Source organism: Devosia sp. LjRoot16 (assembly GCF_964252795.1).
In the GTDB taxonomy this organism is placed as follows: Bacteria; Pseudomonadota; Alphaproteobacteria; order Rhizobiales; family Devosiaceae; genus Devosia_A.
This window is the reverse complement of record NZ_CAXUPH020000005.1, coordinates 424,144-449,919: the sequence shown is the minus strand read 5'-3', so window position 1 is coordinate 449,919 and position 25,776 is coordinate 424,144. Positions and strand designations below refer to the sequence as shown.

The 25,776-nt window shown below is 65.8% G+C and carries 22 protein-coding genes; 11 read left to right on the top strand and 11 right to left on the bottom strand.

Features of this window, described 5'->3' with window-relative positions; all coding sequences use genetic code 11:
• Nucleotides 1-16 precede the first annotated feature (16 nt).
• Genes ACSQ23_RS23480 through ACSQ23_RS23455 form a run of 6 tightly spaced genes read left to right on the top strand, consistent with a single transcriptional unit; the run spans nt 17 to nt 5,775 of the window.
• Nucleotides 17-961 (top strand): ABC transporter permease, encoded by a 945-nt coding sequence (locus ACSQ23_RS23480; RefSeq protein WP_436092087.1) that lies wholly within the window; start codon nt 17-19, stop codon nt 959-961.
• Nucleotides 958-1,830: an ABC transporter permease gene (locus tag ACSQ23_RS23475; protein ID WP_436092086.1), complete on the top strand. Its 873-nt coding sequence runs from the start codon at nt 958-960 to the stop codon at nt 1,828-1,830. Before ACSQ23_RS23480 ends, ACSQ23_RS23475 begins: the two co-directional genes overlap by 4 nt.
• The gene (locus ACSQ23_RS23470; RefSeq protein WP_436092085.1) at nt 1,827-3,434 is read left to right on the top strand and encodes a dipeptide ABC transporter ATP-binding protein; all 1,608 of its coding nucleotides are present in this window, start codon (nt 1,827-1,829) and stop codon (nt 3,432-3,434) included. Before ACSQ23_RS23475 ends, ACSQ23_RS23470 begins: the two co-directional genes overlap by 4 nt.
• A complete protein-coding gene (locus tag ACSQ23_RS23465) occupies nt 3,427-4,473 on the top strand; it encodes a putative FMN-dependent luciferase-like monooxygenase (protein ID WP_436092084.1) in 1,047 nt (348 codons plus the stop codon). Before ACSQ23_RS23470 ends, ACSQ23_RS23465 begins: the two co-directional genes overlap by 8 nt.
• A 37-nt stretch (nt 4,474-4,510) precedes the next feature.
• A complete protein-coding gene (locus ACSQ23_RS23460) occupies nt 4,511-5,161 on the top strand; it encodes a CMD domain protein (RefSeq protein ID WP_436092083.1) in 651 nt (216 codons plus the stop codon).
• 8 nt (nt 5,162-5,169) lie between these two features.
• Nucleotides 5,170-5,775, top strand: a complete 606-nt coding sequence (locus tag ACSQ23_RS23455) for an alkylhydroperoxidase domain protein (protein WP_436092082.1) — start codon at nt 5,170-5,172, stop codon at nt 5,773-5,775.
• A 153-nt stretch (nt 5,776-5,928) separates the two neighbouring features.
• Here ACSQ23_RS23455 and ACSQ23_RS23450 read toward each other — a convergent pair whose 3' ends face one another.
• Nucleotides 5,929-6,165, bottom strand: coding sequence for a hypothetical protein (locus ACSQ23_RS23450; RefSeq protein WP_055883012.1), 237 nt, complete (start codon nt 6,163-6,165; stop codon nt 5,929-5,931).
• A 301-nt stretch (nt 6,166-6,466) separates the two neighbouring features.
• Between ACSQ23_RS23450 and ACSQ23_RS23445 the strand changes: the two genes are divergently transcribed.
• Nucleotides 6,467-8,809, top strand: coding sequence for a bifunctional diguanylate cyclase/phosphodiesterase (locus ACSQ23_RS23445; protein WP_436092081.1), 2,343 nt, complete (start codon nt 6,467-6,469; stop codon nt 8,807-8,809).
• 115 nt (nt 8,810-8,924) lie between these two features.
• On the opposite strand, the gene ACSQ23_RS23440 is transcribed toward ACSQ23_RS23445, so the two are convergent.
• Nucleotides 8,925-9,197, bottom strand: a complete 273-nt coding sequence (locus tag ACSQ23_RS23440) for a DUF2312 domain-containing protein (RefSeq protein ID WP_055883009.1) — start codon at nt 9,195-9,197, stop codon at nt 8,925-8,927.
• 205 nt (nt 9,198-9,402) lie between these two features.
• On the opposite strand from ACSQ23_RS23440, the gene ACSQ23_RS23435 reads away from it, so the two are divergent.
• From ACSQ23_RS23435 to ACSQ23_RS23425, 3 genes are all read left to right on the top strand, one after another.
• Entirely contained in the window at nt 9,403-10,035 is a 633-nt protein-coding gene (locus ACSQ23_RS23435; RefSeq protein WP_244488479.1) for a DUF1036 domain-containing protein, read from the top strand.
• Nucleotides 10,032-11,468: a pyruvate kinase gene (gene pyk, locus ACSQ23_RS23430; RefSeq protein WP_055883008.1), complete on the top strand. Its 1,437-nt coding sequence runs from the start codon at nt 10,032-10,034 to the stop codon at nt 11,466-11,468. The genes ACSQ23_RS23435 and pyk overlap by 4 nt, the downstream gene beginning before the upstream one ends.
• 104 nt (nt 11,469-11,572) lie before the next feature.
• Nucleotides 11,573-12,961, top strand: a complete 1,389-nt coding sequence (locus tag ACSQ23_RS23425) for a M20/M25/M40 family metallo-hydrolase (RefSeq protein ID WP_436092080.1) — start codon at nt 11,573-11,575, stop codon at nt 12,959-12,961.
• 228 nt (nt 12,962-13,189) lie between these two features.
• Here ACSQ23_RS23425 and ykgO read toward each other — a convergent pair whose 3' ends face one another.
• Entirely contained in the window at nt 13,190-13,315 is a 126-nt protein-coding gene (gene ykgO / locus ACSQ23_RS23420) for a type B 50S ribosomal protein L36 (RefSeq protein WP_055046235.1), read from the bottom strand.
• 155 nt (nt 13,316-13,470) lie between these two features.
• Between ykgO and ACSQ23_RS23415 the strand changes: the two genes are divergently transcribed.
• Nucleotides 13,471-13,959: a response regulator gene (locus ACSQ23_RS23415; protein ID WP_055883005.1), complete on the top strand. Its 489-nt coding sequence runs from the start codon at nt 13,471-13,473 to the stop codon at nt 13,957-13,959.
• A gap of 40 nt (nt 13,960-13,999) precedes the next feature.
• Here ACSQ23_RS23415 and ACSQ23_RS23410 read toward each other — a convergent pair whose 3' ends face one another.
• The 8 genes from ACSQ23_RS23410 to ACSQ23_RS23375 all read right to left on the bottom strand — a co-directional run bounded on the left by ACSQ23_RS23410 (nt 14,000) and on the right by ACSQ23_RS23375 (nt 25,571).
• Nucleotides 14,000-15,007, bottom strand: coding sequence for an ABC transporter ATP-binding protein (locus tag ACSQ23_RS23410; RefSeq protein ID WP_436092079.1), 1,008 nt, complete (start codon nt 15,005-15,007; stop codon nt 14,000-14,002).
• Nucleotides 15,007-15,990: an ABC transporter ATP-binding protein gene (locus ACSQ23_RS23405; RefSeq protein ID WP_055883002.1), complete on the bottom strand. Its 984-nt coding sequence runs from the start codon at nt 15,988-15,990 to the stop codon at nt 15,007-15,009. Before ACSQ23_RS23405 ends, ACSQ23_RS23410 begins: the two co-directional genes overlap by 1 nt.
• A gap of 2 nt (nt 15,991-15,992) precedes the next feature.
• Entirely contained in the window at nt 15,993-16,910 is a 918-nt protein-coding gene (locus tag ACSQ23_RS23400) for an ABC transporter permease (RefSeq protein ID WP_082528306.1), read from the bottom strand.
• On the bottom strand, nt 16,910-17,833 hold the full coding sequence (locus ACSQ23_RS23395; protein ID WP_055883000.1) for an ABC transporter permease: 924 nt from the start codon (nt 17,831-17,833) through the stop codon (nt 16,910-16,912). The genes ACSQ23_RS23400 and ACSQ23_RS23395 overlap by 1 nt, the downstream gene beginning before the upstream one ends.
• 105 nt (nt 17,834-17,938) lie before the next feature.
• Nucleotides 17,939-19,549: a peptide ABC transporter substrate-binding protein gene (locus tag ACSQ23_RS23390; RefSeq protein ID WP_407065072.1), complete on the bottom strand. Its 1,611-nt coding sequence runs from the start codon at nt 19,547-19,549 to the stop codon at nt 17,939-17,941.
• Between the two features lie 206 nt (nt 19,550-19,755).
• Nucleotides 19,756-21,039 (bottom strand): acetyl-CoA C-acetyltransferase, encoded by a 1,284-nt coding sequence (locus ACSQ23_RS23385; protein WP_436092078.1) that lies wholly within the window; start codon nt 21,037-21,039, stop codon nt 19,756-19,758.
• A 1-nt stretch (nt 21,040) separates the two neighbouring features.
• Nucleotides 21,041-23,011, bottom strand: a complete 1,971-nt coding sequence (locus ACSQ23_RS23380; protein ID WP_436092077.1) for a 3-hydroxyacyl-CoA dehydrogenase NAD-binding domain-containing protein — start codon at nt 23,009-23,011, stop codon at nt 21,041-21,043.
• A 73-nt stretch (nt 23,012-23,084) separates the two neighbouring features.
• The gene (locus tag ACSQ23_RS23375) at nt 23,085-25,571 is read right to left on the bottom strand and encodes an acyl-CoA dehydrogenase (protein ID WP_436092076.1); all 2,487 of its coding nucleotides are present in this window, start codon (nt 25,569-25,571) and stop codon (nt 23,085-23,087) included.
• Nucleotides 25,572-25,776: the final 205 nt, after the last annotated feature.

Below are 25,776 nucleotides of genomic sequence, written 5' to 3'. Positions count from 1 at the left end.
TTTCTGGAGCGCCGCCATGTCGCGCTACATCATCGGCCGGATCGGACAGGCCCTGCTCGTCCTGTGGATCGCCTTCACCGCCTCGTTCCTCTTACTGCAGGCGCTGCCCGGTGATGCGATCCTGATCAAGTTCCAGAACCCTGAACTGGGCCTCGGCCCGGAACAGATCGCCGCGCTCCGCGACGCCTATGGCGTCGATAGCCCGCTCTGGCAGCAATACCTGCAGGCTCTGGGCAATTTCCTCACCGGCAATTTCGGCTATTCCGTCGTCGGCAGCGTGCCGGTGGCGCATGAACTCCTGACCAACCTGCCGGCAACCGCGCGGCTCGCGAGCCTCGGCTTTACCCTCGCGGTGCTCATCGCGCTGGGCCTCGCCTTCCTTGCGACGCTCGCGCCCTTTGCCTGGCTCAGGACCGCCATCCAGTCGATCCCGTCGCTGTTCGTGTCGCTGCCGGTGTTCTGGCTCGGCATCATGCTGATCCAGATCTTCTCGTTCCGGCTCAAATGGATCTCGGTGATCAACCCCGGCGAGTTCGAAGGGCTGATCCTGCCGGTGATAACCCTCGCCATCCCGATCTCGGCGCCACTGGCGCAGATCCTCATCCGCAATATCGACGAGGTCTCGACCCAGCCCTTCGTCGCCGTGGCTCGCGCCAAAGGCGCCTCGCCCAGCTGGGTGCTGTGGCGCCATGTGGTGAAGAACGCCCTGCTGCCCACTCTGACCATTGCCGGCATCCTGTTCGGCGAACTGCTGGCCGGCGCGGTGATCACCGAGACGGTGTTCGGCCTCAACGGCATTGGCGGGCTGACCGAGCGCTCGGTGCGCTTCCAGGATACCTCGGTGATCCAGGCGATCGTGGTGTTCTCCGCCCTCTGCTTCGTCGCGGTGAACCTCGCCGTCGACCTGCTCTACCCGGTTTTCGATCCCCGCCTCCGCCGCCTGAAGGGTGCCCCAGCATGACCAGCATCGGATCCACCGACATCCTCGTCAGTAAGCCGCGCAACGCCTCGGGTAACCCGCTGCTGCAGCGGTTGCGCGGCGTCTCGCCCAGCCTGGTGCTGGCCTGGGGCATCATTGCCCTCGTGGTGCTGTTCGCCGTCGCGCCGTCGCTGTTCACCAGCTTCAACCCGGTGCAGGGCGTACCGGCGGAAAGACTCAAGGCGCCGAGCCTCATTCACATCCTCGGGACCGACGCGCTGGGCCGCGATCTCTTCGCCCGCATCGTCTATGGCGCCGTGCACTCGCTGACCGGCGCCTTCGTCGCCGTGCTGGTCGGCCTTGTCGTCGGCACCACGCTCGGGCTGTTCGCCGGCGCTGTCGGCGGCTTGGTCGAAGAGGCGGTGATGCGCGTCGTCGACGTGCTGCTGTCGATCCCCGGCCTGTTGCTGATGCTCTCGATCATTATCCTCCTCGGTTTCGGCACCGTGAATGCGGCGATCGCCGTGGGCATCACCTCGGTCGCCGGCTTCGCCCGCCTGTCGCGCTCCGAAGTGGTGCGGGTGCGGCGCTCCGAATATGTCGAGGCCGCGTTCGGCAGCGGCGGCACCTTTCTTTCGGTGCTGTGGCGACATGTGCTGCCCAACTCGCTGACCTCGGTGCTGGCGCTCGCCGCATTGCAGTTCGGCGGCGCCATCCTCGCCATCTCGACGTTGGGCTTCCTCGGCTATGGCGCGCCGCCGCCGACGCCGGAATGGGGCCTCCTCATCGCCGAGGGACGCAACTACATCTCGACCGCCTGGTGGCTGACCACCGCCCCGGGCCTCATCGTCGTGCTGGTGGTGCTGTCGGCCAATCGCATCAGCCAGGCGCTGGGGAAGGTCGGACGATGAGCACTCCCCTCCTCTCGGTCGAGAACCTTTCGGTCGCCTACCAGGAAGCCGATCGCTATGCCCGCGTGACGCACGACGTGAGCTTCACTGTCGAGCCGGGCGAGGTCGTGGCGCTGGTCGGCGAATCCGGCTCGGGCAAGACCACCACCGCCCAGGCGGTGATCGGGCTCTTGCCCGAGAACGGCCGCATCGAGCATGGCGCCATCCGGCTCAACGGCGAGGATATCGCCCACTGGACCGGCAAGCGCTTCGACGCCATCCGCGGCCGCCAGATCAGCCTGATTCCGCAGGACCCCACCAGTTCGCTGAACCCGGTGAAGACCGTTGGCGCGCAGGTCGGCGAAATCCTCCGCATCCATGGCGAGCGCGACAGCAAGGCGATCGCCGCGCGGGTGATTGAACTCCTGGCCCGCGTCGGGCTGTCCGACCCCGAGCTCCGGGCCCGGCAATATCCGCACGAGCTCTCCGGCGGCATGAAGCAGCGCGTGCTGATCGCCATCGCCATTGCGCTGAAACCGCAGCTGATCATTGCCGACGAGCCGACCAGCGCGCTCGACGTCACCGTACAGCGCCGCATCCTCGATTTAATCGACGAGTTGCGCCGCGACACCCGCACCGCCGTGTTGCTGGTCACCCACGATCTCGGGGTCGCCGCCGACCGGGCCGACCGCATCGTCGTGCTGCAGGGCGGCCGCATCCAGGAAGCCGGCGCGGCGCGCCAGCTGCTGGCGGCGCCGCAAAGCGCCTATGCCCGGCAACTGCTCGCCGATGCGCCGTCGCTGTCGGCTGCAGCGTTCGGCGATGGCCGCGGCGCCGGGGCCGGCGACGCCATCGTGGTGGAGCGGCTGGTGCATGATTTTGATGTTGCGGGTCAGAAGAACTTCCGCGCCGTCGATGACATCTCGTTCGCGGTGCGCCGTGGCACCACCCACGCCATTGTCGGCGAGTCCGGCTCCGGCAAGACCACTACGGTACGCGACGTCGTCGGTTTCGGTCGCCCAACCTCGGGCCGGATCAGCATTGCCGGCACCGATATCGCCTCACTGAAGGGCGATGCGCTGCGCCAGTTCCGCCAGAAGATCCAGCTGGTCTACCAGAACCCCTTCTCCTCGCTCGATCCGCGCCAGACGGTGTTTTCGATCGTCGAGGAACCCTTACGCAATTTCGGCCACCTCGATGCTGCGGCGCGAGCGGACAAGGTCAACGCGCTGCTGGAAAGGGTCGGGCTGCCCGAAGCTTTGCGCCAGCGCCGGCCGCGCGCCCTCTCGGGCGGACAGCGGCAGCGTGTCGCCATCGCCCGAGCCCTGGTGCTCGACCCCGAGGTGGTGGTGCTCGACGAGGCGGTGTCGGCCCTCGACGTAACGGTGCAGGCGCAGATCCTGAAGCTGCTCGACGAGCTGCAGCGCGAGCGCGGCCTCACCTACCTCTTCGTCTCGCACGACCTCGCCGTGGTGCGGCAGATCTCCGACACCGTGTCGGTGCTGCAGAACGGCAGGCAGGTGGAAACCGGGCCGGTCGCCGAGGTCTTCCGCAACCCGCAAAGCCCCTACACGCGCGAACTGATCGACGCCATTCCCGGCCAACGGAGCCCCGCCAATGTCTGATCCAACACTCCCCAAGCGCCTCGGCTTCTTCACCCGGCTGCTCGACGACACCAGCGCCGGCGAGCGTTACCACAATGCCGCGACACAAATCGTCCACGCCGAGGCCAACGGCTTCGACAGCGCCTGGGTGGCGCAGCACCATTTCCACCGCGATGAGGGCGGCCTGCCCTCGCCGCTGGTGTTCCTCTCTTATGTGGCGTCGCGCACCACCCGCATCCGGCTCGGCACCGGCATCATCACCCTGCCGCTCGAAAACGCCATCCGCGCCGCCGAGGATGCGGCGGTGCTCGACCTGTTATCGGGCGGCCGGCTGGAACTCGGCACCGGTTCGGGCGGCACCCCGGATTCGTTCACTGCCTTCGGCTATGACGTGAAGGACAAGGCCGCCATCTATGAGCGGCACCTCGCGACCTTCCGCACCGCGCTGTCGGGCTCGCCGATCGTCGGCGACGTCAAGCTCTACCCGGCGGCGCCGCACCTGCTCGAGCGCTTCTGGCAGGCGACCTTCTCGGTGGCTGGCGGTATCCGGGCCGGCAAGGCCGGCGACGGGCTGATGCTGTCGCGTACCCAGCCGCGTCCAGCCGAGAATCCCAAGGCAACGCTGCCCGACCTGCAGCACCCGATCATCGACGGCTATTTCGCGCACCTGCCGCGCGAGATCGCCCCGCGCATCGTCGCCTCGCGCACCCTGTTTGTCGCCGACAACCGCGAGGAAGCCCGCCGCTACGCCGCTTTTGGCCTGAAGAAGGCCGCCATCGGCCTCGCCAAGGGCGGCCACCGCTTCGAAAGCGACGATCTCGATGATCTGATTGCCGCCACCGACACGCATGTGGGGACCGTCGACGACGTGCTGGAGAGCCTCCACCGCGACACCACGCTGCCGCGGGTCACCGACATCGTCTTCCAGGTGCATTCGGTCGATCCGCCGCACGAGCTGGTGCTCCGCTCGATCGAACTGATCGCCGAAAAGGTCGCCCCTTCCCTCGGCTGGTCCAAGGCCGACAAGCCGCATTCGCCACGCCTGAGCGTGGTCCGCTGACCAAACCAAAGACCAAGCTCTCGAAAGGAACATCTCTATGAGCGACAAGAGCAAGGACGTCATCGACCAGTTGGTGGGCGTGCTCCCCGGCGGCGCGCTGGATGCGGTGCGCAATGGGCGCCCGACCGCCCGCGACAACGCGCAGAAGAGTTTTGAGGCGCTGTTCGCGCCGGCCGAACCGGGCACCGTTTTGCTCGAGGAGCGGTTCGCGGTCGCCTACTTCGTCGCCGCACTGCACAAGGACGAAGCGATCGCCGCATTCTACAAGGAGCAGCTGGGTCACCACGACCGCAACGGCCTGATCGGCGCTATCAGCGCTGAAATCCGTCGTGGCGAGACGGTTGGCCCCTATGGCCACTATCCCGCTGGTCCCCTCGGCGCCGAAGACAAGCCGGGCCTCGAATACCAGCCTGACGCGGCAAATCGCCAGGTGCTCGGGCGGCTCGGCGCGGCGCTGACCCACGCTCACTTCCTCGTTTTCCGGCCGCGCGACGCGAGCCCGGACAAGCTGCAAAAGCTGCTCGATGCCGGCTGGTCGACCACCGATATCGTGACACTGAGCCAGCTGGTGGCGTTCCTCGCCTTCCAGATCCGCGTGGTGATCGGGCTCAGGGCCCTCGCCGCAGCGCAGCAGGCCGCGAGCGTTGCCTACGCCACCACCCCGATCAGCCCCGTCGCTGCAGCCTGAGGCCCGAAATGACCGATAAAGCCATCACCTACGACCTCGCCGACCGCCCGGTGGTCTTCACCCAGGAACAGATCGGCTGGGCCCCGTGGCTGCAGCCGCTGGAGGAGTCCGAACTCACCGACCGGCACTGGGAAGGGCTGACCGAGGCGTCGCGCGCCAAATCGCCCTATTTCATGCTGCTGGCTCGTGACCCCGACATCCTCGGCGCCCGCACCCGCACCGACAAGGATATCTTCTACAACCCCGACGCCGGCCTGCCCCGCGCCGAGCGCGAGCTCGCGGCCGCGGCGACCTCGCGCTCCAATGGCTGCATCTTCTGCGCCTCGGTGCATGCCCGTTTCGCCTCGACCTATTCGAAGCGCGGCGAGGACGTGCAGCGGCTGCTCGATGACGGTGTCGAAGTCGATCTCGGCGACCGCTGGAACACCCTGGTCGCCGCCTCCGTCGCCCTGACCGAGACGCCCTCGGCCTTCGGCGGCGAACAGATTGCCGACCTCAAGGAAGCCGGGCTCGACGACCTCGCCATCGCCGACCTGATCCAGAGCGCGGCGTTCTTCAACTGGGCCAACCGGCTGATGCTGTCGCTGGGCGAGCCGACCCCGGCGGCTGGGTAGGCCTCAACGGCGGCGCGGGCTGCCCCCCCACCCCTGTCCCCTCCCCCTGAACAAGGGGAGGGAGACGCATGCTGAGACGCTGGTGTTTTGGTCTCCCTCCCCCTTCTCAGGGGAGGGGACAGGGGTGGGGGTCGGCCAACCACCGGTTGTGGGCTACTCGCCTTCGGCCGGAGCGCCCTGCTCTGCTGGCTCGTCGCCCGCCGGCGCGGCCGCCGGTTGCGGAGCGCTCGCCTGATGCTCCTCACCAAGCCGGCGCTCGATCGCGTCTTTGGCCCCTTTGGCGAATTCCTCGCTCGAATACGGACCCCACTCGACCTGCTGTCCGTCGAGATAGGCGTAGAAATACCATCGGCCGTCGCGCTTCTCCGGCCCAAACGTGCGCTGCGTCATAACTGCTCCTGAAAGCCCCGCAGCAAAACTTGCCGGCCGGCTTCTCGTTCCATCGCCACTGCAGGCTTTTCAGGTGCAGTTGCGGACTTTTCCGGTTGGAAAGCGAGACGAATCAAGGGCCTGGGGGCGTCTCAGCCCCGCCTGCTGCCGTCCGGCCAAACACCTACGCAGTTATACCTGCAGTGCTCCAGACGGCTGATTCACCCATGCGACAAACCGATGGCGGTTCAGAGGAACGGGTAATCGTCTGTTCACTCGCGATGCGAACTATCGCCGGCATCGAAGTATCCGGGGGCGCCTGTTGCAGGCCGTCGTCAACACACTACTGAACAACCATGACATGGCGCTGGTCGTCGTGGCGGCGTTGTTATGCGCGCTCTCGTCGTTCGCCGGAATATCGCTGCTGCACCACGCCCGGCGGACCGCCGGCGGGATGCAGCTGGTGTGGCTGGGCGTCGCGGCGGTTTCCGTCGGCTTCGGCATCTGGGCCACCCACTTCGTCGCCATGCTGGCGTTTCACCCCGGCGTTGCGGTCGGCTACGACCTGCCGACGACATTGGCCTCGCTGTCGCTGGCCATCGCCATTGTCGGCGGCGGACTGTGGTTTGCCGCCGTCGGCACGTCAGCCGGCGACTCTGTCCTCGCCGGCGCGGTGGTCGGGCTCGGCATTTCCGCCATGCACTATACCGGCATGGCGGCGGTAATCGTCGGCGGCGGCATCCTCTGGGACGGCAATCTCGTCGCGTTTTCAATCCTGACCGGCATGGCGCTGGGCGCTGCAGCGCTGTGGCTGGCGCGCGCCTCGACGCTGCGCGGCCGCGTCGGCGCGCCGGTTCTGCTCACCCTCGCCATCTGCGCCATGCATTTCACCGCCATGGGCGCCGCCGGCTTCGCCGACTGCTATTCGATCGTCGCCGAGGGCACCCCGACCTGGCTCTGGCTGGTGCTGTCGCTCGCCTCGACCGTCATCCTGGGCCTCGCCATGGGCGGCACCCTGCTCGACCTCAGGGACCGGCGTCACAGCGCTGAAAGCGTGCGGATGCGCGAACTGGCGGACGCCGCGGTCGAAGGCATCGTCATTGTGCGGCAAGGCACGATCAGCGCCACCAATCGCAGTTTCAGGCAATTGGTGGGCTCCGAGGCCGATGCCAGCGGTCGGCCGCTGCTCGATTTTCTCGACGCCACTGCTTGCGAGGCGCTCGATCGCACTCCCAACGCCACCATCGACGCCGCGCTGAAAGTCGCCGGCGGCGATGTCCCGGTCGAGGCGGTGGCGCATGAGATCGAATTTCAGGGCGTGCGGCAGCGGGCCATCGCCATCCGCGATGTGTCGGTCCGCAAGCAGGCCGAAGACCACATCCGCTTCCTCGCCCACCACGATGCGCTGACCGGGCTGCCCAACCGGGTGAGCTTCGGCCGGCGGCTGAACGAAACCATCGACCGGGCCCGCAGTGACGGCCAGAGCTGCAGCGTGCTGTGCCTCGACCTCGACAAGTTCAAGGAAGTAAACGACCTCTACGGCCACGCGGCCGGTGATGCGCTGTTGCGCCGGGTCGGGTTGATCCTGCAGCGCGAGGTGACGGAGATCGGCTATCCGGCGCGACTGAGCGGCGACGAGTTCGCCGTGGTCCTCAACGCCACCGAGAACCTCGATGCCGCCAACCGCGTGGCGCAGCGTTTGCTGCAGGCGTTTGCCCACGATGTCGCCGAGACCGCAGACGACGCCGTGATCTCCGCTTCGATCGGCATCGCCTCCTTCCCCGGCGACGCCGAGAGCGCCGAGCAGCTGATGTCGGCCGCCGACATGGCGCTTTACCGGGCCAAGCAGGAGGGGCGCGGCGGCTATCGGCTGTTCGAAGCGGCGATGAACGACGAACTGCGGGACCGCCGGCTGGTCGCCAATGACCTGGCGGATGCCGCCGACGCCGGCCAGCTCGACCTCGCATACCAGCCGCAGGTTGACCTCGCATCGGGAGATGTCACCGGCTTCGAGGCGCTGCTCCGGTGGCATCATCCGCAGCGCGGTGACGTATCACCCGGCGTCTTTGTGCCCATTGCCGAGGAGAACGGGCTGATCCTCGGGATCGGTGAGTGGGTGCTGCGGACCGCCTGCGCGGAGGCGGCCGGCTGGCGGGTACCGCTCGGCATCTCGGTGAACGTTTCGGCAGCGCAGATCCACAATCCGGCCTTCGCCCGGCTGATCCACGAAGTGCTGATCGAAACCGGCCTCTCTCCGGCGCGGCTGGAGATCGAGGTAACCGAAACCGCGCTGGTGCGCGACCTGGTGCGGGCGGTGACGACGCTGCGGCAGGTACGGGCGCTCGGGGTGCGCGTCGCCATCGACGATTTCGGCACCGGCCACTCGTCGCTGACCCACCTCAGCGCGTTCCCGTTCTCGCGCATCAAGCTCGACCAGTCGTTCGTCAGGACCTTCGACCGCAACCCGCAATCGGCAGCAATCGTCCACGCCGTCGTCGAGCTCGGGCGCTATCTCGGCACCCCGGTGGTCGCCGAAGGCGTCGAGCGGCAGGAAGAGCTGGCCTTCCTTCGGGCGGAAGGCTGCGCCACTGCACAGGGCTTTCTGTTCGGCCACCCCGCGCCAATCGCTACTTACGTCGGCCTGCAGACCCGCAAGGCCAGCTAGGGCGCTTCCGCAAAACAAAGGCCGCCCGATGGGCGGCCCTCGTTCCGTCTCGTGCGGCGGCGCTTACTCGTCGTCGCCCAGCGCGACGCTTACTCGTCGTCGCCCAGCGCGACGCTTACTCGTCGTCGCTCGGCGCGGCCGCCATGCCCAGCGCGGTGAGGTAGAGCTCGAGCAGCGCTTCCTGCTCCATGCGCTCGGCATGGTCCTGCTTGCGGATCGACACGATCTTGCGCAGCACCTTGGTGTCGAAGCCGTTGCCCTTGGCTTCGGCATAGACTTCCTTGATGTCACCGGCGATTGCGGCCTTCTCTTCCTCGAGCCGCTCGATGCGTTCGATGAAGGCCTTGATCTGGTCCTGGGCGACGCTATCGGGGGAGACGGTTGCCATAGTCGAATTCCTCTTCGTTTCGGCCCCCGTTCAACCCGTTCGTCGACGCTCGTTCAAGCCCATTCGACATCAATCCACATCGCGTGGTGATGAGGTTCGTAATTCCGACAAAAGCCGCGTTTACCGGTTGACAGCGAGCGGAGCGCTGAGCACAAACACCTCGCGCGCTGCAAACGATTTCAGGCAATCCAACCCGGACGGTCCATTGCGCTACATCCTGGCCATCGCTGGTGTGCTCGCCGCCGCGTTCGTAGCCATCACCATCTGGATTTTCCTGCCGCGTGCCGACGCGCCGCTCAGTGCTGCTTCGGCGCAAGCGCAGCAGGCCCAGTCTGCAACCGCGGCTGACCAGAACGCCGAAACCGGCGAAGGCAGCTTCCGCGTCTGCAACGAGACCGGCAACAAGGTCTCCGTCGCCTTCGGCTACCGCGCCGAGAAGGGCTGGCAATCGGAAGGCTGGTGGGTGGCCGAACCCGATAACTGCGTCACCATCTATCGCGGCAACCTCGAAGCCCGCCGCTACTACTATGTGTATGCCGCCGACGATGTCAGCGGCGGCGCCTGGGACGGCAGCGTGTTCATGTGCACCCGCGACGAGACCTTCACCATCTTCGGTGTTGAGGATTGCCTGGCGCGCGGCTACGAACGCACCGGCTTCTTCGAAGTCGATACCAACAATCGCAGCGACTGGACGTTGCAGCTGACCGATGGCGAGGTCGTGAGCGGCGACACCGACGCCTCCGGCGAAACCGTTCCACTCGAGGGCGACCTGCCTACCGACGGCGGCGACCAGCCGGCCGACGACACTCCTACTGATGAAGGTGCAGATTCCGAATGAAACGCTTGAGACGCGTGAAGATCGTCGCGACCCTGGGCCCCGCGTCCAACGACGAAGCCACGATCGAGAAGCTGGCGCGTGCCGGTGCGGACGTCTTCCGCATCAACATGAGCCACGCCAGCCATGAGCTGCTGAAGCAGACCGTCGGCTATATCCGCAATGTCGAGGCGCGGCTGCACCACCCGATCGGTATCCTGGTCGACCTGCAGGGCCCGAAGCTGCGTGTCGGCCGTTTCGCCGAAGGCGCCGTGCAACTGGTCGCCGGTGGCAAGTTCACCCTCGACAGCTCGGAAGCTCCAGGCACTGCCGAGCGCGTGTTCCTGCCGCACCCGGAAATCCTCGAGTCCGTCTCGGTGGGCGATCGCCTGCTGCTCGATGACGGCAAGCTCCAGCTCCGCGCCACCAAAGTCGGCGGCGGGCAGGTCGAGACCGAGGTGATCTATGGCGGCAAGCTGAGCGACAAGAAGGGCGTGAGCCTGCCCGATACGCTGTTGCCGATGGGCGCGCTGACCGAGAAAGACCACGCCGACCTGTTGAAGGGCCTCGAGGCGGAAGCCGACTGGATCGCCGTCAGCTTCGTGCAGCGGCCCGAAGACATCATCGATATCAGGAAGATCGTCCAGGGCCGCGCCGGCGTTATGGCCAAGATCGAGAAGCCGCAGGCGGTGGAGCGGCTGGAAGAGATCATCAAGCTCTGCGACGCCTTCATGGTGGCGCGCGGCGATCTCGGCGTGGAAATGCCGCTCGAGCAGGTCCCGGGCCTGCAGAAGCGCATGATCCGTATCGCCCGCCGCTACGGTAAACCCGTGGTGGTGGCGACCCAGATGCTGGAATCGATGATCACCTCGCCGGTGCCGACCCGCGCCGAAGTCTCGGACGTGTCGATTGCCGTGTTCGAAGGCGCTGACGCCGTCATGCTCTCGGCCGAAAGCGCCTCGGGCCAGTACCCGGTCGAAGCCGTGGCGATGATGAACAAGGTGGCCGTGGCGGTCGAAGGCGACCCGAACTATCGCGGCATCATCCGCGCCCAGGCTGCCGAGCCCGAGGCGACTGCTGCCGACGCCATCTCCGCGGCGACCCGCCAGGTGGCCGAGACGCTCGATCTGGCGGCCATCGTCACCTACACCTCGTCCGGCTCGACCGCCATCCGCGCCGCTCGTGAACGGCCCAGCAAGCCGATCCTGGCGCTGTCGCCGAACCTCCGCACCGTGCGCCGCCTGTCGGTGGTGTGGGGCATCCACTGCGTGGAATCGCCCGATGCGGTGAACCTCGAGGACATGGTCGATCGCGCCTGCGTCATCGCCTACAACGAGGGCCTCGCCCGCCCCGGCGACCGCATCGCCATCACCGCCGGCATCCCGCTTGGAACGCCCGGGGCGACCAACATGCTGCGCATTGCCTTCGTCCGCCAGGATGGCGCCGGATCCTCTTGATCCTGTCTGCCCAGGCTGTACCTTCTCGATCCCTCCCCCCTGGGGACGCGATAGCGTCCCCTACCCAGGGGAGGGATTTTCGCTTTCAGTAATGGATTGCCCTGATGTCCACCGCTCTCGACGCCGCCCTTGCCCATGCCGACGCCCATCTCGACGACAGCGTCGCGCGGCTGCAGACCCTGGTGGCCATCAAGTCGATCTCCACCGACCCGGCCTATACCGACGAGGTGCATAAAGCCGCGGACTGGCTGGCGGCCGATCTCAACGCGCTGGGCTTTGATGCGTCGGTCCGCCCGACCCCGGGACACCCGATGGTGGTGGCGCATGATCAGTCAGCTGATGGACCGCACGTGCTGTTCTATGCCCACTACGATGTGCAGCCGGTCGATCCGCTGAACCTGTGGGCCACCGACCCGTTCACCGCGACGCTGACGAAGGGCGAGGACGGCGAGACCCGCATCGTCGGGCGCGGCACCTCCGACGACAAGGGGCAGCTCCTGACCTTCGTCGAGGCCTGCCGGGCCTGGAAGGCGGTGAACGGCCCACTGCCGATCAAGGTGACACTGTTCTTCGAGGGCGAGGAAGAGTCGGGCGGCAAGAGCCTGCCGGGCTTCCTCGAAGCCAACAAGGCCGAGCTCGGTGGCGCCGATATCGCACTGGTCTGCGACACCGACCTGTGGAACCGCGACACCCCGGCCATCGTCACCTCGCTGCGCGGCCTGGTTGGCGAAGAGGTGGTGATCACCTGCGCCAGCCATGACCTCCATTCCGGCATGTACGGCAATGCCGCCCGCAACCCGATCCAGGTGCTGGCGGACATCATCGCCTCGCTGCGCAACCCCGATGGCAGCGTGGCGCTGCAGGGCTTTTACGACGACGTCGCCGAACTGCCGCCCGAGATCGCGGCGCAGTGGAAGCGCCTGCCCTATGACGAGGCGGCCTTCATGCGCGGCGCCGGGCTGACCACGCCGGCCGGCGAACAGGGGCGCTCGGTGCTCGAGCAGACCCGCGCCCGCCCGACCTGCGAGATCAACGGCATCACCGGCGGCTATACCGGCGACGGCTTCAAGACGGTGATCCCGGCCAAGGCCAGCGCCAAGATCTCGTTCCGGCTGGTGTCCGGCATGGATCCGAAGAAGATCCGCGCGGCGTTCCGCAAGCACGTCACCGACCGGCTACCGCCCGACGCCACCGCGGAGTTCCACGAGCATGGCGGCGCACCGGCCGTGTCGGTGCCGACCGACGGCCCGTTCGTCGCCAAGGCCGCGGCGGCGCTGAAGGATGAGTGGGGCAATGAGGCAGCTTTGATCGGCTCAGGTGGCTCGATCCCCGTAGCCGGCGAATTCAAGAAGACCCTCGGGCTCGATACGCTGCTGATCGGCTTCGCGCTCGACGACGACCGCATCCACTCGCCCAACGAGAAGTACAACCTCACGAGCTTCCACAAGGGCATCCGCTCCTGGCTGCGCATCATCGCGGGATTTGCGGAGTAGGCGTTAGACCGACCGCTGACTGATAGAGACGGCCCCCTCCCGGCCTCCCCCATAAGGGGGAGGTGAAGAGTCGAGGCTCTGCCTTCGATCGTGCCAAAAACACCGGCAGGGCACCTCCCCCTTTATGGGGGAGGATGGGAGGGGGCCGTCTGCTGCAGTCTTGCACCCAAAGAGCAAAAAGCCCGCTTTCGCGGGCCTTTCAAACTACGTACAGTCGTGAGCAGCAGCTCAGCCCTGGCGGGCCTTGTAGCGCTTGTCCACCTTGTTGATGATGTACACGCGGCCGCGGCGGCGCACGAGCTTGTTGGCGCGATGGCGACCCATCAGAGCCTTGAGCGAATTGGTGACTTTCATGCCGAACCTCGGAACTGAAATAAAAACAGGCGCCGCGCGCCCTCGAATTGGGGCCGTGATTAAGGGCAAAAACCCTTGCTGTCAACGCCCTTCCGCCGGTTTTCCGGGCTATGGCGGTTAACCGGGCGGCAAGGCGCCAGTGCGACACTCGCCGAATGCAGAAACCCAGCTTTTCCAAGCTCGATGTGCTCGTGGTCGATCCCTCGCCGCACATGGGAGCGCTGATCGGCCAGATGCTGCGCCACCTCAAGGTGCGCCGCATCGATGAGGTGCAAAGCTCCGACGGCGCAGCCATGCTGCTGCAGACCCACCGCTTCGGCGCCATCATGATGAACGACGTGCTGGCGCCGATGAGTGGCGTCGCCGTGGTGAAGGCGCTGCGCGCCGCATCCGAAGGGCTGAACCGCGACACCCCGGTGATCATGATGTCGGCCGCTCCCGATGCCGCCGAAATCGCCACCGCGCGCGATGCCGGCGTCACCGAGTTCCTGCGCAAGCCCTTCGCCACCCAGCACATCGAAACCCGGCTGGTCGCCATCCTCGCGGCGCCCCGCGCCTTCATCGAAGCCAAGGCCTTTGTCGGCCCGGACCGCCGGCGCAAACGCGCCGACCACAAGGGCGGCGAGCGCCGTTCGAGAGGCTAGGTTCTCTACCCTTCTCCCCTGAGGGCAGAGGGGCAGTGCCTCAAGCGCCCGGCTTAAGGTCGAGCTCCTGCCAGCGGATACAGGCGACACGTCGCCCATTGGCGAGCGTTTCGAGCGGCGGCCTGACCTGGGTGCAGCGTTCCTCCGCATAGCGGCATCGCGTCCGGAACGTGCAGCCCGAGGGCTGGTTGATCGGCGACGGAATTTCGCCCACCAGCCCCTCGATGGTGCGTTGTCGCGCCCGTTTCGGATCGGGGATCGGCACCGCCGTCAGCAGCGCCCTGGTATAGGGGTGCTTGGGATCGTCATAGAGGTCGTCGCCATCGGCGAGTTCGACGATGCGGCCGAGATAGAGCACGAGAATGCGGTCGGAAACGTGCCGCACCACGCTCAGATTGTGCGAGATGAAGATCAGCGTCAGCCCGAACTCATCTTTAAGATCGCTGAGCAGATTGAGAATCTGCGCCTGGATCGAGACATCGAGCGCCGACACCGGTTCGTCGCAGACGATCAGCTTGGGCTCGCTGATCAACGCCCGGGCGATGCCGATGCGCTGCGCCTGCCCGCCCGAGAACTCGTGCGGGTAGCGGTTGATCATTTCCGGCAGGAGGCCGACGGCCTCCATGGTCCGCAGCACCCGCTCGCGCCGGCCCTTGGCGTCGATCTCGGGCATCAGCGTCCTGAGCGGATCGGCAATGATCTCGCCCACGGTCATGCGCGGGTTGAGCGAGGCCAGCGGATCCTGGAAGATGATCTGCAAGTCGCGACGCTTCTGCCGCATCTGTTCGGCCGGCAGCTTGGTGATGTCCTGCCCCAGCCACAACACGCGCCCCTCGTCGGGGGCCAGCAGTTGCAGGATGCAGCGCCCGAGGGTTGATTTGCCGCAACCGCTTTCCCCCACGATACCAAGCGTTTCGCCGCGCTTCACGGTGAAGCTGATGTCCTGCAGGGCGCGCAGCTGGAAGGGCTTGGCGAACAGGCCGGCGGAGATGGAGAAGTTCTTCGAGAGGTTCTCGATCTTCAGCAGGTCTTCGGTACGATCAAGCATTATGCGACCGCCTCATACTTGAGTTCGCCCTGGTACCAGCAGGCCTTTTCGCGCACGTCCTCGACCGGCAGCAGCGGCGGTCGTTCTTCGAAGCAGCGCTCGAAGCGGAAAGCGCAGCGTGGGTGGAAGGCGCAGCCTTTGGGCAGGTGCTCGAGGCTGGGCGGCAGACCCTGGATCGGGTCGAGGCGCTTGGCGCGCTTGGCCACATGCGGCGTCGAGTGCAGCAGCCCCAGCGTATAGGGATGGCGCGGGTCGTAGAACAGCGTGTCGGTCGGCCCCTTCTCGATGCAGCGGCCGCCATACATCACCATCATCCGATCGGCGACGCCGGCGACCACGCCCAGATCATGGGTGATCAGCACCAGCGCGGTGCCGAAATCGTTGGTGAGGTTCTTGAACAGGTCGAGCATCTGCGCCTGCACGGTCACGTCGAGCGCGGTGGTCGGCTCGTCGGCGATCAGCACCTTGGGTTTGCAGAGCAGCGCCATGGCGATCATCACACGCTGCCGCATGCCGCCCGAGAGCTCGTGCGGATAGGCATTGGCCCGCTTCACCGGTTCGGGGATGCCGACCCGCTCCAGCATCTCGATCACGGCGCGGTTGGCCTTCTCGGCGGTGTAGCCCTGATGGCGCACCAGCACCTCGGCCAGCTGCGTCTTGACCTTGAGCGTCGGGTTCAGCGAGGTCATCGGATCCTGGAAGATCATCGCGATGTCCTTGCCGCGATAACGGTCCAGCCGGTCGGGTGACATGCCGATGAGGTTCACATCGCCGAGCATGGCGCGGCCTGAGGCTTTGCCGTTGCGGGCGAGCAGCCCCATGATGGAGAGGAAGGCCTGGCTCTTGCCGGAGCCGCTCTCACCCACCACGGCGAGCGTTTCACCCTCGGCGAGGGTGAAATCGAGGTCGGAAACTGCCTTCACCTCGGATTGGTGCAGCGCGAAAGTTACGTCGAGATTGTCGACGACAAGCACATCGGCCATGTCTATCGGTCCTTGGGGTCGAGTGCGTCACGCAGGCCGTCGCCCAGGTAGGACAGGCAGAGCAGCGTGACGACGAGGATGGCGGCGGGCGTGAACAGCATCCAGGGCAGCGACTCGGCAACCGGCGCGCCGAACGAGATCAGCGTGCCGAGCGAGGTCTGCGGTTCCTGTACGCCGAGGCCGAGATAGCTCAGGAAGCTCTCGGTGATGATGATCTCGGGAATGGTGAGCGTCGCATAGATCACCACCGGACCGGTGAGGTTGGGCACGATGTGGCGGAAGATGATGGTGAAGGGCCCTGCTCCACCGGCCTTCGCCGCCTCGATGAACTCGCGCTGCTTGATCGACAGCGTCTGCCCGCGCACGATACGCGCCATGGTCAGCCACTCGAGGCAACCGATGCCCACGAACAGCAGCACCGGCGAGCGCCCGAAGATCACCACCAGGATGATCACGAACAGGATGTAGGGCAGCGCGTACATGATATCGACGAAGCGCATCATGATGGCGTCGACCTTGCCGCCGAAATAGCCGGCAATGGCGCCATAGAGGATGCCGATCGCCACCGACACGAAGGTAGCGACGGCCGCCACCAGCAGCGACATCTGCGTGCCCTGCAGGGTGCGGGCCAGCATGTCGCGGCCGTTCTGGTCGGTGCCGAAATAGTGGCCCTTGGCCCAGTCCGGCGGCTTTCGGATGCCGGCCCAGTCGATCTTGTCATAGGCCCAGGGCAGGAAGTACGGCCCGATCAGTGCGAACAGCACGATGGCGATCAGGACGAAGATCGAGACCAGGGCGGCCTTGTTGTTGAACAGGCGCCTCAGCGCATCCTGGGTCAGCGAGCGCCCCTTGGGCGCCTCGGCCGCCAGTGCGTTGGCGTAGGCGGTCAGCGCCGCGTCCTTGCCAGTAATCCCGGCCATCAGCGGTACCTCACCTTGGGATCGAGCCAGGCGTAGAGGATGTCGACGAGCAGGTTCAGCGCCAGGATGATGAAAACGTAGAGAATGGTGGTGCCGAGCACGAGCCCGTAATCACGGTTCAGCGCGGCGGTAATGAAGTACTTGCCGATCCCCGGCAGCGAAAACACCTGCTCCACCACCAGCGAACCGGTGAGGAGGTAGGAGAGGCCGGGCCCCAGATAGGAGACCACCGGCAGCAGCGCCGGCTTCAGCGCGTGCCGAGCCAGGATCAGCCTGGTGCCGAGGCCCTTGGACCTGGCAGTGCGCACATAATTGGTGCCCAGCACCTCGATCATCGAGCCACGCACCAGTCGGGCGACGCGCCCGCCATGCGGCAGCGCCAGGATGAAGACGGGCAGCACCAGGTGGATCAGTGAGCCGGGCTGGTAGCCACCCACCGGCAGCCACTTCAGGTACACCCCGAAGAACAGCTGCACCAGGTTCGCCATCAGGAAGTTCGGGATGATGATGCCGACCAGCACAATGGCGACCAGGAGGTAATCGGGCCACTTGTTCTGGTTCACCGCGGCGACCGCACCGGCGATCATGCCGCCGATGGTGCCGACGATGAAGGCGGAAAAGCCGAGCGTCAGGGTGAAGGGCAGCCCGATACCGATGAGGCGCGAGACGTTGAAATCCTTCATCACCATCGAGGGGCCGAAATCGCCGCGCAGCACCCCGCCGATATAGCCGAAGAACTGCATGATCAGCGGTTCGTCGAGATGGTAGTAAGCGCGCAGGTTCTTCAGCTGATCGGGTGGCAGCGCGCGTTCACCATCGAAGGGACCGCCGGGCGCCAGCCGCAAAATGAAGAAGCAGACCGTAATCGTGATGAGCACGATCGGAATAGCCGTAAGCACGCGCCTGAGCGCATAACCGAACATGTTGTGTATGACCTTTCCCGCCAGCCCGCGGGGCAACGCCGTAAGCCGGCGGCAAAATGCAATCTGGGACCGCGGGGGTCAGCCCCGCGGTCCCTGTTGAGCCGGTTATTCCGACTTAGTCATCCAGCGGACACGGTGAATGTCCTTGGCGTTGTCTTCGAAGCCCGTAACCTTGGGCGAGACGACGTTCTTGGACACGTACCAGTAGATCGGGATGGCCGCAAAGGCGTCCATGGCGATCTTTTCGGCTTCGTGCATCTGGCCGGCGCGCTTGACCAGGTCCAGCTCGCTGGAGGCTGCGGTCATCAGCTCATCGAACTTGGCGTCCGAATAGCGGCCGTAGTTGTTGCCCCAGTTGATAGTGCCGTCGCTGCCCTTGGTGCCGGTCTTCAGCAGGTCAAGGGTGTTGGACGGATCATCATAGTCGAGCAGCCAGCCGGCGCGGCCGACATTGTAGTCACCGGCGCGCAGCGCATCGTAGTGCACGGCGGTTTCGGCGTTGAACAGTTCGACTTCGACGCCGATCTGCTTCCACATGTCGGAGATGGCCACGGCGATGCGCTGGTGGTTCTCATTGGTGTTGTAGCGCAGCTGCAGCTTCAGCGGCTTCTCCGGCGAGTAACCGGCCTCAGCCATCAGCTTCTTGGCTTCCTCGACGCGCTGGTCATAGGGCATCTCGGCCCAATCCGGCGCATAGGGGGTGCCTTCGTAGTTGCCGGTGCCCGGCGGGACCCAGCCATAGGCCGGCAGTTCGCCGGTGCCCAGCACGTCCGGACCGATCACATCACGCAGCACCGAGATCGACAGCGCCTTGCGGATGTTGATGTTGTCCAGCGGCGGCTTTTCCTGGTTCAGCACGTAGTAGTAGATGCCGAGGAAGGGCGCGACATGGGCCTGGCCCGGGTAGTTGTCCTGCAGGAACTTGTACTGGTCGGCGGGAAAGTCGGTGAGGATATCGAGCTCGCCGGCGCGATAGCGGTTCAGCGCCGCGGTCAGGTCCTCGGTGTTGTCCCAGCGGATCTCGTCGATCTTCAGGGTGTCCTTGCCGTAATAGCTGTCGGACTTGACGCCACGCAGGTACGAACCCGGCACCCACTCGACGATCTTGTAGGGGCCGTTGCCGACGATGTTCTCCGGCTGCGTCCACTGGTCGCCGAACTTCTCGATGATATCCTTGCGGATCGGGAAGGCAGTGTAGTGCGTGAGCGCGTCGAGGAAGAACGGCGTCGCCGCTTCGAGCGTGATCTCGAGGGTCTTGTCGTCGACGGCCTTCACACCGAGCTGGCTGAAATCGGTGATCTCACCGGCCGCGATCTTGGACGAGTTCTTGATCGGGTACTGCAGATACGCGTACTCGGACGCGGTCTTGGGGTCGAACAGGCGCTGGAAGGCGTCGACCCAGTTCTGCGCCGTCACCGGCACGGCATCGGACCACACGGCATCGCCGCGGATCTTGAAAGTGTAGACGAGGCCATCGTCGGAGATGGTCCACGATTCCGCCTGGCCGGCGACTGCCTTGGCCTGGGCGTCCTCGGTCACGAGGCCTTCGAGATACTCGGAAACGATACGATTCTCCCAGTCGCCCGAAACCTTGTGCGGGTCGAGCGAGCCGGGCTCGCCGCCATTGCCCAGGTTGAGCGTCACGGCCAATGCCGCGCTCGACATCATCAGCGCCAACGCGCCGGCGGTCGTCACCGCTTTGAGGACCTGTGTTATTTTCATTCTTGTCCCATCTCCATGAAAGACATTTCCTGACGGGCACGGCGATTAGCATGCCATGCCTCTTTTTGTGCCGACTGGTCGGAACCGCCGGATTGGGTACGGACCCTATGGCATCAGGTTTTCGCTGACAAGCGGGACATTGACGTAAGCGTCAAGTGTTACACGAGCCGTGGGAAACTATACTTGGCTGTGGATAGTTCTCATGCCGCGCGCTCGACCAGCGCCGTCACGCCCATGCCGCCGGCCGTGCAGACCGAGATCAGGGCGCGCTGCTTTTCGGTGCTGTTGAGCAGCTTGGCGGTGAGGCCGAGGATGCGGGCGCCGGTGGCGGCGAACGGGTGGCCATAGGCGAGGCTCGAGCCCTTCTGGTTGATCTTCTCCGGGTCGATCTCGCCCAGCGGAGTTTCGCGGCCAAGGACGTTCCGGTTGTAGTCGGGGTCGCGCCAGGCCTTGAGCGTCGCCAGCACCTGCGCGGCAAACGCCTCATGGATTTCGAACAGGTCGATATCATCGAACGTCAGGTTGGAGCGGCGCAGCATTTCCGACGCGGCAATGGTCGGCGCCATCAGCAGGCCCTCGCCGTGGGCGAAATCGTTGGCCGCCACCTGGCCGAGCGTGAGGTAAGCGAGCACCGGCAGGCCACGCGCTTTGGCCCACTCCTCGCTGGCCAGCAGCACCGAAGCGGCGCCATCGGTCAGCGGCGTGGAGTTGGCGGCGGTGAGCGTCCCCTTGCCCGAGCTCTTGTCGAAGGCCGGCTTCATCGTCGCCATCTTCTCGAGGCTGGTATCGGCGCGGACATTATTGTCCTTCAGCACGCCGGCGAACGGCACGATCAGGTCATCGTGGAAACCCTCGTCATAGGCGCGGGCGGCGTTCTGATGGCTCTTGAGCGCCAGCGCATCCTGCTCCTCGCGGGTGATCCCCCATTGCCGGGCCATCAGCTCGCAATGCTGGCCCATCGACAACCCGGTACGCGGCTCCTGCGTCGAAGGCGCGATCGGCGTCAGCTCGCCGAGGGTGAAGCCTTTGAACACCTTGAACTTCTCGCCGGTGGTGCGGGCCCGGCTGAGCTCGATCATTCGGTGCTGGAACTTGTCGCCGAACACCACCGGGCTATCCGAAACCGTGTCGGAGCCGGCGGCGATGGCGCTGTCGATCTCGCCCGTGGCGATCTTGGCGCCGAGGCTGAGCGCTGCTTGCAGCGAGGTGCCGCAGGCGATCTGCACATTGGTGCCGGGGGTGCGGGGGGAGAGGCCCGCATCGAGGCTCGCCTCACGGGCGAGGTTGAAGTCGCGGCTGTGGCTCAGCACGGCGCCAGCCATGACTTCGCCGATCGCCTCGCCCTTCAAGTTGTACTTGTCGACGAGCCCGCCCAGCGCCGCGCCGAGCATCGAGAGGTTCCCCTCCTCGGCATAGCCGGTATAGGCGCGTGCGAAGGGAATGCGGGCCGAGCCCACGATGGCGACTTTACGCAGTTCGGCCATCTCAGGCTCTCCCGTCCTTGCGGGCCTGCATCGGCCCTCCGAGGAACGGTGCAAAACCGGTCCCATAGATGACGCCGATATCGGCGAGGTCGGCCGAGGCGACGACGCCCTCGGCCACGGCAATCTCGGTGGCATCGACCAGCGGTTGCACCAGCTCGCGCCCGAGTCCGGCAAGGTCCGGGTGCGGTGGCGCCTCGCCCTTCACCGCCTTGCCGTTGGTCCAGGTATAGAACCCCTGCCCGGTCTTGCGGCCCAGCTTGTTCTCGGCGACCAGCCGGGCGAAATCGCTGGCCGGAGACACCGGACTGCCCAGTTCCTCGGCGACGAACTTGCCGACATCGAGCCCGACTGTGTCCATCAGCTCGATCGGGCCCATCGGCATGCCGAAGGCCACGGCCGCAGCGTCGATCTGCTCCTTGCTGGCCCCACCCTCGACCCGCTGCACGGCGGCGAGCATGTAGGGCATCAGCACCCGGTTGACGAGGAAGCCGCGCGCCGATTTCACCACCACCGGCGATTTGCCGATGGCGAGCGCGAAGCTGGCGCCGCGGGCGATGTCGTCATCGGAGTTGAAGCTCGAGCGGATCACCTCGACCAGCGGCAGCTGCGCCACCGGGTTGAAGAAATGCAGCCCGATCAACCGGCTCGGATTGGTCAGCCCTTCGGCGATGCGTTCGAGCTCGATCGAGGATGTGTTGGTGGCAAGGATCGCTCCGGGCCTGGCCTTGAGCTCGGCGTCGATGAACACCTTGTGTTTGATCTCGAGCTTTTCGACCACCGCCTCGATGATCACATCGGCCCGGGCGATACCCTTGCCGGTCACATCGGCCTCGAGCCGGGCGACAGCATTATCGATCTCGGTCTTCGAACGAAGCCGCTTGCTGAACAGCTTCTTCGCCCGCTCGAGCGCCGGCTTGATGCGCTCCATGTCGAGATCCTGCAGCGTCACGCCCATGCCGCGCAGCGCACACCACGCGGCGATGTCGCCGCCCATGACGCCGGCGCCAACCACGTGGACCCGCCGGAACACCGGCTTGTCCTTGCCGCGCACACCCTGCTTCTTCAGGCTCTCGGAGAGGAAGAACACCCGGCGGAGGTTCTTCGAGGTCGGCGTATCCATCAGCGGCACGAAACGGGCGATCTCGCCCTGCTTCATGGCCCGCCAGTCATTGCCGTGCTCTTCGAACAGGTCGATCAGCGCATAGGGCGCCGGGAAATGCGCCGGGTTGGCTTTCTTGTTTGCCTCTTCGCGCATCTTGTTGGCGATATAGCCGCGCACCGGCCCGAACGCGGCGGCCCGCTTGGCAAGCGGCGCCTCACTGCTCTTTTTGTTCTGCAGTATCGCCTTGCGGGCTTCCCAGCGCAGCGTGTCGCGGTGGCGGACCAGCTTGTCGACCAGCCCCATGCGCCGGGCCTGCCCGGCGCGCAGCAGCTTGCCAGTGAGCATGATCTGCATCGCATCGACCGGTCCGGCCTGCCGGATCGAGCGCCCGGCCCCGCCAAAGCCGGGGAAGAGGCCGAGATTGACCTCGGGGAAGCCGATCCGCGTCTTGTCGTCGTTGACAGCGATCCGGTAGCGGCAGGCCAGCGCCAGCTCGAGCCCGCCGCCGAGGCAGAAGCCGTGGATGCCGGCGACCACCGGTACTTTCAGGGCTTCGATGCGGTCGAACAGGGCATGCGTGCGCACCAGCGCCGCGTTAAGGACGCCCGGATCGGACATGTCGTCGAACTCGGTGACGTCTGCGCCGGCGATGAAGCCGGAGTCCTTGCCGGATAACAGCACCACGCCCTTCAGCTCGCCACTGTTCACCAACTCTTCGATCGCCGAGACGATGGGGACCAACTCTGCCAAGGCCTCCCGGCTCAGCATGTTCACCGGCGAGTCCGGCGTGTTGATGGTGAGCCAGCCGATGCCCTCGAAATCGAGCTCGAAGCTCCAGGCACGACTTGACGGCATTTGCGGATGGGCCATTTCCGGCTCCTCGTTCTCTAGAGCGCTTTCGAACCGGAAAAGTCTGCGACTTTTCCCGAAACGCTCGGGGTCTCTACTCGGCGGCGGCGTCGATGGCGGCCGGCTCGCGGCGCAACTGCTTGGAGCCGAGTTCATCGAAATCGAAATCGTCGACCTTGATCACCCGGTCGGTCGCCTGGTCGGCGAGCCTGAGCGTTGCGGCCTCGGCTTCGGTCAGGACACCCGCCTCCACCGCATCGCTGATCGCGTCGCGATCGAGCCGGCGCTCGACCACGCCCTTTTTGATCGCCCGCACGAACTTGGTTTCGATCTCGGCGGCGCCGGTGACCTTGAGCAGCGCGTCTTCAAGGACGCCGGTCGGGTCCTTGGGGTCCATCGAGACATAGGTTCCTTTGGTCAGCCGGTCGCGGAAAGCGCCGGGCGCCATCACCGAGCGCGCCAGCCGATAGGTCTCGCGATCCGAGGCGGGCTTGGCGTGGCGACCGAGGGGGAACACCAGAACCCGCATCAGGTTCCTGAGCGCGAAGTTCGGGAAGTTGGCGAACACCGCGGCAAAGCTCTGCTCCAGCGAATAGCAGAGGTCGCGAGCGACCGCCTCGACCACCGGCCGATCTTCGGCGAGCCGCCCGTCATCCTCGTAGCGGCGGAGCACCGAGGAGAGCAGGTATAGGTCGGAGAGGATATCGGCCATGCGGCCCGAGAGGCGCTGCTTGCGCTTCAGGTCACCGCCGAGAAACGCCACGGTCCAATCGCCGCAGAGCGCAAAGCTCTGGCTGTAGCGGCTGAGCTGCTTGTACCAGCGCGCCATCTCGTGATCGACCGGGGTCGAGGCGAAGGCGCCGAAGCTGACGGCATGGAGGAAGCTGCCCACCATGTTGCGCAGCATGAAGCTGACATGGCCGGCGAAGGCGGTGTCGAAGGCGGCAATGCCGGCCTTCCTGTCCTTGTTCTGCGCCGCCGAGATTTCGGCATAGAGGTATGGGTGGGCCCGGAGCGCCCCCTGGGCGAAGGTGATCAGCGTGCGCGTCAGGATATTGGCGCCTTCGACGGTGATCGCCACCGGCGTCGTCATATAGCCCGAGAACAGGTAGTTGGTCGGGCCGTCCTGCACGGCGCGGCCGCCATGGATGTCCATGGCGTCGTTGAAGGCAAGCCGCATCGCTTCAGTGGTGCGGTACTTGAGCAGCGCCGACAGCACCGACGGGCGCTGCCCCTCATCGACCATCGAGGCGGTGAGGCCGCGTGAGGCCTCGTAGGTATAGGCGAAGCGCACCATGCGGCTCAGCGGCTCGGCGACGCCCTCCATCAGGCCCACCGGGATGCCGAACTGCCGGCGGATCCGGGCATAGGCCGAGGTGACGCGCAGCGCGTGCTTGATCGAGACGGTGCCGATGGCCGGCAGCGAGATGGCGCGGCCGGTGGCGAGGCACTCCATCAGCATGCGCCAGCCCTGCCCGGCATGTTCTGTACCGCCGATCAGGAAATCCATCGGGATGAAGACGTTGCGGCCCTGGGTCGGGCCGTTCATGAAAGCGGAGCGTGCCGGATAATGCCGGCGGCCGATCTTGACGCCTTTGTGCTTGGCGGGGACCAGCGCCAGCGTGATGCCGATATTGTCGACTTCACCGAGCAGGTGGTCGGGGTCATGGAGATGAAAGGCGAGGCCGAGCAGCGTCGCGACCGGCGCCAACGTGATGTAGCGCTTGTCCCAGCTGAGCTTCACCCCGAGTGCTTTTTTGCCCTCATACATGTCGTAGCAGACGACGCCGACATCGCGCATGCCCGCCGCGTCGGAGCCCGCATGCGGGCCGGTGAGCGCGAAGCACGGCACTTCCTGCCCCTTCGCGAGGCGGGTGAGGTATTTCTTCTTCTGTTCCTCGGTGCCGTATTTCTCGAGCAGTTCGCCCGGCCCCAGCGAGTTGGGCACCATCACGGTGATCCCTGCGGCGATCGAGCGCGAGGCGATCTTACTGACCACCTGGCTCTGCGCCTGCGCCGAAAAGCCGAGGCCGCCATGCTCGCGGCCGATCAGCATGCCGAGAAAGCCCTGTTCCTTGAGATAGGTCCAGACCGCCGGGGACATGTCGGCGCGGTTGTTGCGCGTGTCCCAGTCGTCGATCATGGCGCAGACTTTTTCGCACGGCCCATCGAGGAAGGCTTGTTCTTCGGTCGATAGGGTGGGCTTTCGCACCCCGAGCAGCTTGCTCCAGTCCGGCCGGCCCGAGAACAGCTCGGCGTCCCAGCCGACGGTGCCGGCATCGAGTGCCTCCTGCTCGGTACGGCTGACGCGCGGCAGGATGGATTTGACGAGGCCGTAGGCCGGGCCGGAGAGCACCGCCTTGCGGATGGGCACGAGGGACAACAGACCGAGGATCGCCGCCGGCAGCAGGGCGAAGACCCAGCCCAGCACGTCCGTCATCAACCAGAGACCATTATCGGTCGAGATGCGGGTCAGCGCCCCGATCAGCAGCGTCGCCACCGCCCATTGCCAAAGCGGCGCACGGCGCATTGCCAGCACCGCGAAAAGGGCAATCGACAGGATCAGCAGAGCCCAGACCATGCACGTCTCTCCTCGACCTAAGCGCTTTCAGGAAAAGTTGCAGACTTTTCCGGTTCGAAAGCGTGAAAAGTCAAACACCTGGAGCACTTCGGGAAGTGCTCTAAGTCGTGGCGCATCGTCGATAAGCGAGATGAGCCCCCGCTCAACAACGCACCCGGTCCGATTCTTGTTGCCGATTGTACCGCCCGGGCAGGCGCCATCACCA